Source organism: Synechococcus sp. Cruz CV12-2-Slac-r, from assembly GCF_024346075.1.
Classification (GTDB): domain Bacteria; phylum Cyanobacteriota; class Cyanobacteriia; order PCC-6307; family Cyanobiaceae; genus Synechococcus_D.
This window is the reverse complement of record NZ_JAGQEK010000069.1, coordinates 1-9,189: the sequence shown is the minus strand read 5'-3', so window position 1 is coordinate 9,189 and position 9,189 is coordinate 1. Positions and strand designations below refer to the sequence as shown.

Genomic DNA, 9,189 nt, shown 5'->3' with positions numbered 1-9,189 from the left:
GTAGCCATAGGGCTGTTTTGGACACTACTTGCAATCGAAAAAACACTATCAAGGCTGTCTGGATGCTTTAAAAATTTTGCTAAGCCAGCCAGCATCCGTAAAGATTGAATTCTTTCTTTGAGATTTAGCAGCATGATTTGGTTTTGGCTATTATGAGGATATCCCATTCTGCAACTTTTATGCGCTTCTCCTGGAGAGCACTATTTTTCTTTGTTTTTGTTAATATATTTTTTTCAAGTCAATTAAACGCGCAGCAAAATCAACATCATCAGCATCAGCATCAGCATCAGCATCACCAGCACCAAAATCATTCGCCAGCAAAGAATGTTGAGCAAAAGAATACTGACCAAAAAAATATTGACCACAGTGCCCACAACCACGAGGTGGGTCCTGCAGGTGCCACCTACGATTTGCGCTGGTTAGATGCAATGCAGCAGCACCACACGGGCGCATTATTAATGAGCGAATATGTATTTGATATTGGTGTACCTGGGGTTGGAGCCCTTGCAAAAGCAATCTGGAGAGATCAGGCCCAAGAAATCAAGGCGATGGGGCAGTGGCGCAAGGCTTGGTTTCCAGAAGCGCCTGTTTATCCCGTAATGCTCGCCAATGGTGGCGATCCCAATTCATTGAAAGCACTCACCCGCATGAGCGCTGCCCATATTGAAGCTATGAGGATGATGGCAAATACGCCTACGCGATCAAACCGTGTGAGTTGGTTCCTTGAAGGCATGCTCCAGCACCATGGCGGCGCGCTGCAAATGGCCCACGACGCTTTAAAAAAATCTAATAATTCAACAGTAAAACGTTTAGCCCGTGAAATTATTATTAGCCAAAGCTTCGAGATAGTTGAGTTGCGCGGCATGTTGCAACATGACGGCTTAAATAAGCCTGAGTATTACCAATTCGACAAACTATTTTCACTTTAACCACTTTTTAATTTATTTATGAACTTCATTGCGATCCTTTTGGTGCTAATTATTGCGCCCGCCCCACTTTTTGCCCCTGCTCCGCTGCTGGCTCATGCCAAAGGTATCTACAAAACCCAGGCAGAAGCTGAAAAACGGGCCCTCGAACTCGGCTGCAAAGGCACCCACCAAAACAACGGTGCTTGGATGCCTTGCGGTAACGAATCCCACCTGCATCAGGAGTTGCGCAAAGAATGAAACCGCGCAATTTGCATCGTTTTTTAGTTCCGATAGCTGCAATACCGCTATTGATTACAGCCGCCAGCGGTTCGATCTATAGCCTTTTGCTAGAGCGGGGCATTGATGCTTTTTGGTTGTTAAAGATCCACGCAGGAAAATTTGGGCCGATTAATTTGCAACCCTATTATTCAATTTTGCTAGGTATTCTTACTTTGGTGCTAGTGGTTTCTGGGCTGCAATTGCTTCGTCAGCCCCGTAGAGCCTAGGTGGATTTTCAGCATGGCCAGCTCTACAGGTGGTGGTATGTTGCAATCTGGCCGCTGCCGCTAGCGTAGGGGCGGCTAACAAAGAGTCATGACTCAGCTCCATGATTTGCGTTTACGTTTGCTGGTACAGCAGGAAAGTGAACGTATCGCCGGAAATTCGCCCGCTGAATTGGATCTATCTGTAGTGCAAGCCCGCAGCCTTTGCTGGTTAGCACTCCTGGCAGAAGCCCATGAAGATCAAGCCACTGATGCTGAGCGTCGTGGCGATGTTGAACAAGCGATGGGATGGTTTGCTGATGCCATGCGGCTCCAGGATGCAATCCAGGTGGTGAGCTCAATTGAAATCCCACTTCCGATAGCAGCGGGCACACTCGAGGCAGAATATGAAGACGACGATGGGCGATTAGCCGCCTGATGGCATGATGAGATCTGGTGAGGAAGGGAGCATGGTGCCTGAAGAGCCCTGCCAATGCCCTGATTGTCTGCGGTTTTACCGGGAACACGATCGGCTGATACGCGAAAATCCAAGCCTTAAACAGCAGCAAGAGTTGAATTGGGCTGCTCTCCAAGCTTTTCGCACACTTGCCGGCAGGGTGCTGGAGGATTTACAAAAGCCGCCAGAGCAGCAAGCAGATGTTGAAACAGCGCCAGAAGATGAAAGCCTGCAACAAGCCCTAGCTGATCTTGAAAATGTGAATGCCCATCTTTTTTCAATTGAAGTGTTGATGGAAAGAATATTTGACGTGCGCGTACCAGAAGCGGTGGAGCAAAAGTTTCAGGAGCTAGCCGGTGAGCTAGCCCCCGATCCCCTCAATGCAGATCGCTTGCGTTTAAATCGTTTATTGCATCAAAGCCCTGATTTGAATTAATCAGGCTTCAGTTGTATTGCTAACTATTGGATTGATCTTTACAGGAAAGGCTTCTGCTTTCCAAATATGTTGGCAATATTCTTTGATTGAGCGATCAGAGGAGAAGTAACCCATTCTGGCTGTATTTAATAGGCTCATGCGATTCCAGCGTTGGCGATCTGCCCAAGCATCGCTCACCTGATTTTGACTTTCCATATAGGATGCAAAATCTGCAAATAAGAAGAAGGGATCTTGTCCGCGTAGGTTATCGATTAGGGGGCGGAAAAGTTCTGTATCTCCATTGCTAAAATGCCCCTGCTCAATCACATTTATTACCTGCTGTAATTCAGGTAATGTTTCAAGAACTTCCCATGGGCGGTAACCTTGTCTGCCCAGTTCCTCTATCTCTGGTGTGGTGCGGCCAAATAAGAAGAAGTTGTCTTCTCCCACCTGTTCGCGGATTTCTACATTGGCACCATCAAGGGTGCCAATCGTTAACGCACCGTTCATAGCAAATTTCATATTGCCAGTGCCTGAAGCCTCTTTACCTGCAGTGGAAATCTGCTCGGATAAATCAGAGGCGGGATATACCCTTTCCCCTAGTTTTACATTGTAATCCGGTAAAAATACAACCCGCAAACGACCATCCATATCAGGATCTGAATTGATGGTTTCAGCAATGCCATTAATAAATCGAATGATTAACTTAGCCATGTAATAGCCGGGAGCTGCCTTACCGCCAAATAACACTGTGCGTGGTGCAATCCCTTCACCTAGACCATTCTTAATGCGTAGATATTGAGCAATTACCTGTAAAGCATTTAGGTGTTGACGTTTATATTCGTGGATCCTTTTTACCTGCACATCAAATAGGGAGGCGGGATCAACTAATACACCTGTGTGGTTATGAATGTAATTAGCTAATGTGCGTTTTACGCCCAGCTTAGTGTTCTCCCAGTTTTGCAGGAAGCCATCATCATGTTGATAGCGCTCTAACTGCTTTAATTCATCTAAGTTATGCAGCCAGCCATCGCCAATTGCATCATTTAGCAGTTTGCGTAGGGGTGGGTTGCATAGGGCCATCCAGCGCCTTGGTGTTACGCCATTGGTAACGTTCATGAATTTTTCGGGCCACAGCGCAGCAAATTCAGGCATCAGGCTGCTCTTAACTAGATCTGAGTGCAGCCGTGCCACACCATTTACGTGATGGGCACCCACTGTTGCCAAATGCGCCATTCGCACAGCTTTTTGGCCATCTTCATCAATGATTGATAATTTACGCAGGATGTTGTTATCATCCGGATATTTTAAACGCACCTCTTGGAGGAAGCGGCGGTTGATTTCATAAATAAGCTCCAAATGCCTTGGCAGCAAGCTTGCAAATAGATGCAAGCCCCATTTCTCAAGCGCTTCTGGTAAGAGTGTGTGGTTTGTGTATGCCAAGGAACGGCTGGTGATATCCCAGGCCACATCCCATTCAAGATTTTTATCATCGAGTAGAAGCCGCATCAGTTCCGCCACTGCGATTGCAGGGTGGGTGTCGTTTAATTGCACTGCCCAATGCTGCGGGAATTCGGTGGCTGGAATGCCGCGATTTTCTAAATTACGCAACATGTCTTGTAGGCTGCAGCTAACAAAGAAATGCTGTTGTTTGAGGCGTAAGCGTCTGCCTTCATCGGTGCCATCATTGGGATAAAGCACTTTTGAAAGGGTTTCAGAACCCACTTTTTCTTCTACTGCTCCGTAGTAATCACCAATATTGAATGCATAGAAATCAAACGATTCACTTGCAGTAGCGCGCCACAAGCGCAGGCGATCGCATGTATTTACTTTGTATCCCAGCACTGGCACATCGTGGGGAACGCCAATCGCATGTTCCGCTGGAATCCAACGGGCCCGGTATTGCCCCTGCTCATTTGTATAACCTTCAGTGCGACCACCGAATCCCACAAATACGGCTTGGTCTGGATGGGTTAATTCCCAAGGCCAGCCACCTTTAAGCCATTTATCGGTGATTTCTACCTGCCAGCCATCACGGATTAATTGATCGAAAATACCGAATTCATAACGGATGCCATAACCCACTGCAGGCACTTCAAGGCTGGCCAGTGATTCCACGTAGCAGGCAGCCAATCGGCCAAGGCCGCCGTTGCCAAGGCCCGGTTCTTCTTCTACTTCAAGGATTTTGGCAATATCGCTTTGGTTAAAACGGGCAATTGCTTCTGCTGCCTCGTTTTCAATCCCGAGCATCACAAGGTTGTTGCCCAGTTGCGGACCGATCAGGAATTCTGCTGATAGGTAGGCCACGGTTTTGCTTGGATTGCTTGCTAAAGCCTCCTTGCCAGCCAAAAAGCGGGTCATTAATCGATCCCGCACGGCATAGCTCAAAGCCATGTAGAGATCGTGAGGGCTGGCATTGCTTGCAAGCTTGCCCAGGGTAAAAAACAAATGCTCGGTAATACCTGCGAATAAATCCCCTGCAGATAGGCCACTACGTTGCGGATCGGCATAGCTGCTCGGGGTGGGCATGCTGAATTCCGTGGGTTGCTGGCTCATGGTTAAACAAGTTCCTACCTCGACCGTAGCGATGGCAACGAAAAGAACAGTTAAGAGTGGCCAAAGCCGTTTTTTATTGCCCCTTTATCGGATACTTGGGGCACTGCAAAAACCAAGCCTCAGTGATACTGCTGTTCTCTAATACCCATGCTGTGGTGGAGGCCACAACCCTTGTGGTGGCGGGTCGTTTCTTGTTGATCCTCGTGGCCGCAAGGCTGCTGGGGGAGCTGATGGTGCGTTTGCAGTTGCCCACCATTCTTGGTGAATTGCTGGCGGGCGTTTTAATCGGTGTTTCGGGCTTGCATTTGGTGGTGCCACCAGAAAGTGGCATATCCACAGCCCCATGGTTGCTAAATCTCACCGGCCAACTAGGGGAGGTGAGCGCTGCGCAAATAGATCAGATTTCAAACAGCACCTACCCCTTTCTGCAAGCGGTAGCAAGCATTGGCCTTTATTCGCTTCTTTTCCTTACCGGTTTGGAAAGCGAATTAGATGAACTGATTGCTGTGGGTATGCAGGCCAGCAGCGTTGCATTTGCTGGGGTAATCCTGCCGTTTGCCCTAGGCACGGCTGGCCTAATGGCGTTATTTCATGTGGATCTTGTGCCGGCGGTATTTGCTGGCGCATCGATGACAGCCACCAGCATCGGTATTACCGCCAGTGTTTTTGGTGAACTGGGCATGTTGCGATCACGGGAAGGGCAGATCGTGATTGGTGCTGCAGTGCTAGACGACATCATTGGCATCGTGGTGCTGGCAGTGGTGGTAGCCCTTGCCAGTGATGGTGGCTTGAGCATGGGCCCGATCCTGCAATTGGTTACCGCTGCGGTGGTGTTTGTGGTGGCAGCCATTGCTTTAAGCCGCACTGCCGCCCGCCCCTTCGACTTTGTTGTAGATCGCCTCAAAGCCCCAGGCGAAATAGTGGTGGCTTCCTTTTTAGTGCTTTGTTTGTGTTGTTTTGCTGCTACAGCAATCGGTTTAGAAGCAGCTTTAGGTGCTTTTGCCGCTGGCTTGATCCTTAGCCGTTCGAGCCACACCAAGGAAATTCAAGAAACACTAAAACCATTAGTTTCTTTATTTGCCACGATCTTTTTTGTGTTGATCGGCACTGCCATGGATCTCTCGGTGCTGGATCCAAGCAATCCAGCAAACCGGGCCGGTTTAGTGGTGGCAGCATTTTTATTTGCTGTGGCGGTGTTGGGCAAATTGGCCTCGGGTTGGACCTTTATCAGCGCTATACCCACAAACCGTTTAGTGGTGGGCTTAGGGATGATGCCCCGGGGAGAAGTGGGTTTGATATTTCTTGGTTTAGGTACCACTGCCGGCTTGCTTACACCTTCACTGGAGGCTGCAATTTTGATAATGGTGATCGGCACCACCTTCTTGGCACCGATCCTGTTGCGATTAGCGATCCCAACAGTTGAATTGCAACCTGTAGATGGCAACTCCTAAACGGCCGAACCCATGGAACCCGATAGCGCCTTTGTTTTTGGGTTTTAGCTTCGGTTTGGCTTTTGCGATCACCATGCGTCTTTTGGATGGTCGTTTTGCAAATTTGGTGCGGCTTGGTGAAAGATTTGAAGTGAAAAGTTTTCCTGGCACGGGCTTAGAAGCTTTGAGGATGCGATATGGGTTGGACCGGGTTGATCTCTTTGCTGAACCGGCCATTCCCCCAGAGCCTCCAACTCCTTCAGGATCTGGCACAGTTGAAGCTCCGCCAATACCCGGGCAATGAGCACCCCCGATACGCTTTTACAGGCTGCTTTAAACCGGCTAGCGGCAAGAGCTAGCAGTAGTGCCATTGATGCAGTAGCGCAGCTAAGCCTTCTAGCCCAAGATGCCCCGCAAAAATTGCGCACTGATCTGCAGCTTTTCTGGGAAGAGGTGCAAGATGAAGCCCAGCGCCTTGATGGCAACCCATATCAGAGCCAAGAAACAGCTGTAACTGCTGATTCCGGCCTGCAGGAGCAGGTAGACGGTTTACGTAAACAGGTGGCGGCCTTCAGCCGTGAGCTCGAGGGTATGGCTTGATGTTGGCAATCCGCAGTTTTTGGCGTTCCCTGCGGATCTGGCGCGTGGTGTTGCTTTTGCTGGCCCGCCTTTGGTGGGATGGCCAGAGCTTTTGCTATCCAGGCGGCAGAACAGAAGCGCGCGTATTGCAGCGTCAAGCGCAGCTGGCTCGCTGGCTGGTTGAGGCACTTTTAGGGCTGGGGGCGGCTTTTATCAAGCTGGGGCAATTGTTATCGGCACGGCCTGATTTATTACCTGCAGCTTGGGTGCAGGAATTAGCGCGATTGCAAGATCGCGTACCCGCTTTTGCTTTTAGCCAGGTGGAACAGCGGCTTGAGCAGGAATTGGGCCCCCGCTGCCAGGAAATTATTGAAATAGACCCTGAACCATTGGGATCCGCCAGCCTCGCCCAAGTGCATCGGGCCCGCCTGCGCAGTGGCCGTGATGTGGTGCTGAAGGTGCAGCGCCCCGGTTTGGAGTTTTTATTTCGCCTTGATTTAGTGGTGATGGGCCAGGTGGCAGCTTTATTGCAACGCCATCCCAGCTGGGGCCGCGGTAGGGATTGGGTGGCGATGGCGCGGGAATGCCAGCGGGTGTTGTTGCGCGAGCTTGATTTCCGCATTGAGGCGGAACATGCAGCCCGTTTTCGGCAGCAATTTCTTGATGATCCCGCGATTCGAATTCCAGCGGTGGTGTGGGAGTTATCAAGCCAGCGGGTGCTTTGCCTCGATTACTTGCCCGGCATCAAGATCACCGATCGCGATCAATTAGTAGCTCAAGGCATCGATCCAAAAGCAGTAGCAGAACTTGGTGCCACCAGTTATTTGCAGCAGCTGGTGCGATTTGGCTTTTTTCATGCTGATCCCCATCCAGGCAACTTGGCGGTAGCTGCCGATGGCGGCTTGATCTATTACGACTTCGGCATGATGGGCCAAATATCGCCTCGATTGCGGCGCCGTTTAGGGGCAATGGTGCGGGCCGCTGCATTGCGAGATGCCGGCGCATTGGTGCAGGAATTACAAACTGCAGGGGTAATAGAAGCTGGCATCGATACCGGCCCGGTAAGGCGTTTGGTGCGGGTGATGCTTGAAGAAGCGCTCACCCCACCATTTAGTGGAGAGATCTTGCAGCGAATTTCAGGTGATCTCTACGACCTGGTTTACGGGCAACCGTTTCGCTTACCGGTGGAGTTGATCTTCGTGTTGCGGGCCCTATCTACTTTTGAAGGGGTTGGCCGCAGCCTTGATCCTGGCTTTAGTTTGGTATCGATTGCCAAGCCCTATCTGCTGCCGTTAATGACATCTAGTGGATCTGGCCCCTCTGAATTGTTTAACGACCTTTCGCGTCAGGCCGCAAAGGCCAGCAGCCGCGCTTTGGGTTTGCCGAAACGCCTTGATGAAGGTTTAGCGCGGCTCGAGCAAGGCGATTTGCAGCTGCAGGTGCGGGCGGGCGAAAGCGATCGGCTGTTGCGCCGGCTGGCGATTAGTCAGCAGTTGAATGGTCAGTGTGTATTGCTAGGGGCGTTAGCTATTGCTGCTGCGGTATTGGCTGCCGGCAGCCGCCCTGGATTTGCCTTGCTGCCAGGTTTAGGCACCTTGCCGGCGGCATTTGGCTGGTGGCGGCTACAGGGAAGATTGAATAGGGAGCTAAGGCTTGATCGCCTTAGCTAAACCCTTATTTATTAATTAGCGCTTGCCTCGTGGGCCTCTACCTTCGCGGCCGGCGTAGCTGGCCTGGCCACCTAATTCATCTTCAATACGCAGGAGTTGGTTGTATTTAGCAATCCGTTCCGAGCGGCTTAATGAGCCGGTTTTGATCTGGCCTGCCTTTGTTGCCACCGCTAGATCAGCGATGGTGGTGTCTTCTGTTTCACCACTGCGATGGCTAATTACGCTGGTATAGCCGGCGCGATTTGCAAGATCGATCGCTTGCAATGTTTCGGTGAGTGAACCGATTTGATTCACTTTGATCAGGATTGAATTGGCAATACCAAGATCGATACCGCGCTGCAAACGGGAACTATTGGTAACAAATAGATCATCCCCCACTAGTTGCACATTACTACCGAGGCGATCGGTAAGTAATTTCCAACCATCCCAATCATCTTCAGCGATGCCATCTTCAACTGAAACGATTGGATAGCGGCTTACCAGCTGAGCGAGTTGATCAACCATCTCAGCGCTGCTGTAGCTACTACCGCCAAAGCTATATCTACCGTTGCTAAAAAATTCGGTACTTGCCACATCAAGGGCAAGGGAAATTTGATCGCCTGGTTTATAACCAGCCTTCTCAATTGCCTGCATTAAAAGTGCAGCCGCCGCATCATTATTTTCTAGATTTGGTGCAAATCCTCCCTCATCAC

The 9,189-nt window shown here is 50.2% G+C and carries 10 protein-coding genes and 1 pseudogene; 9 read left to right on the top strand and 2 right to left on the bottom strand.

Annotated features, from left to right (window positions below):
* Positions 1-152: 152 nt before the first annotated feature.
* The 5 genes from KB557_RS11225 (at position 153) to KB557_RS06815 (ending at position 2,283) form a co-directional block, all read left to right on the top strand.
* Positions 153-929: a DUF305 domain-containing protein gene (locus KB557_RS11225; RefSeq protein WP_399218782.1), complete on the top strand. Its 777-nt coding sequence runs from the start codon at positions 153-155 to the stop codon at positions 927-929.
* Positions 930-947: 18 nt separating this feature from the next.
* Positions 948-1,166, top strand: a complete 219-nt coding sequence (locus KB557_RS06830) for a DUF3721 domain-containing protein (RefSeq protein WP_255132602.1) — start codon at positions 948-950, stop codon at positions 1,164-1,166.
* Positions 1,163-1,414: a hypothetical protein gene (locus KB557_RS06825; RefSeq protein ID WP_255132600.1), complete on the top strand. Its 252-nt coding sequence runs from the start codon at positions 1,163-1,165 to the stop codon at positions 1,412-1,414. Before KB557_RS06830 ends, KB557_RS06825 begins: the two co-directional genes overlap by 4 nt.
* A gap of 88 nt (positions 1,415-1,502) precedes the next feature.
* A complete protein-coding gene (locus KB557_RS06820) occupies positions 1,503-1,829 on the top strand; it encodes a hypothetical protein (protein WP_255132598.1) in 327 nt (108 codons plus the stop codon).
* A 34-nt stretch (positions 1,830-1,863) separates the two neighbouring features.
* Positions 1,864-2,283 carry a hypothetical protein gene (locus KB557_RS06815; RefSeq protein WP_255132604.1) on the top strand — a complete coding sequence of 140 codons (420 nt, stop codon included), beginning with the start codon at positions 1,864-1,866 and terminating at the stop codon, positions 2,281-2,283.
* On the opposite strand, the gene KB557_RS06810 is transcribed toward KB557_RS06815, so the two are convergent.
* Positions 2,284-4,818, bottom strand: coding sequence for a glycogen/starch/alpha-glucan phosphorylase (locus KB557_RS06810; protein WP_255132596.1), 2,535 nt, complete (start codon positions 4,816-4,818; stop codon positions 2,284-2,286). It lies immediately after the preceding gene.
* A gap of 125 nt (positions 4,819-4,943) precedes the next feature.
* On the opposite strand from KB557_RS06810, the gene KB557_RS06805 reads away from it, so the two are divergent.
* From KB557_RS06805 to KB557_RS06790, 4 genes are read left to right on the top strand one after another with little or no spacing between them, the layout of a single operon-like run.
* Positions 4,944-6,269, top strand: coding sequence for a cation:proton antiporter (locus KB557_RS06805; RefSeq protein WP_399218784.1), 1,326 nt, complete (start codon positions 4,944-4,946; stop codon positions 6,267-6,269).
* Positions 6,256-6,552, top strand: coding sequence for a hypothetical protein (locus tag KB557_RS06800; protein WP_255132592.1), 297 nt, complete (start codon positions 6,256-6,258; stop codon positions 6,550-6,552). The genes KB557_RS06805 and KB557_RS06800 overlap by 14 nt, the downstream gene beginning before the upstream one ends.
* On the top strand, positions 6,549-6,848 hold the full coding sequence (locus KB557_RS06795) for a hypothetical protein (protein WP_255132590.1): 300 nt from the start codon (positions 6,549-6,551) through the stop codon (positions 6,846-6,848). The genes KB557_RS06800 and KB557_RS06795 overlap by 4 nt, the downstream gene beginning before the upstream one ends.
* Positions 6,848-8,497, top strand: coding sequence for an AarF/ABC1/UbiB kinase family protein (locus KB557_RS06790; RefSeq protein WP_255132588.1), 1,650 nt, complete (start codon positions 6,848-6,850; stop codon positions 8,495-8,497). Before KB557_RS06795 ends, KB557_RS06790 begins: the two co-directional genes overlap by 1 nt.
* 15 nt (positions 8,498-8,512) lie before the next feature.
* Here KB557_RS06790 and eno read toward each other — a convergent pair.
* Positions 8,513-9,189 (bottom strand): annotated as a pseudogene (eno, locus tag KB557_RS06785) (phosphopyruvate hydratase); the annotation flags it as partial.

Bases quoted from the DNA above. Each gene is read 5' to 3' on its own strand.
- KB557_RS06830 (WP_255132602.1), top strand. From the start codon at position 948: ATGAACTTCATTGCGATCCTTTTGGTGCTAATTATTGCGCCCGCCCCA.
- KB557_RS06810 (WP_255132596.1), bottom strand. From the start codon at position 4,818: ATGAGCCAGCAACCCACGGAATTCAGCATGCCCACCCCGAGCAGCTAT.
- KB557_RS06820 (WP_255132598.1), top strand. From the start codon at position 1,503: ATGACTCAGCTCCATGATTTGCGTTTACGTTTGCTGGTACAGCAGGAA.
- KB557_RS06825 (WP_255132600.1), top strand. From the start codon at position 1,163: ATGAAACCGCGCAATTTGCATCGTTTTTTAGTTCCGATAGCTGCAATA.
- KB557_RS06790 (WP_255132588.1), top strand. From the start codon at position 6,848: ATGTTGGCAATCCGCAGTTTTTGGCGTTCCCTGCGGATCTGGCGCGTG.
- KB557_RS06795 (WP_255132590.1), top strand. From the start codon at position 6,549: ATGAGCACCCCCGATACGCTTTTACAGGCTGCTTTAAACCGGCTAGCG.
- KB557_RS06800 (WP_255132592.1), top strand. From the start codon at position 6,256: ATGGCAACTCCTAAACGGCCGAACCCATGGAACCCGATAGCGCCTTTG.
- KB557_RS11225 (WP_399218782.1), top strand. From the start codon at position 153: ATGAGGATATCCCATTCTGCAACTTTTATGCGCTTCTCCTGGAGAGCA.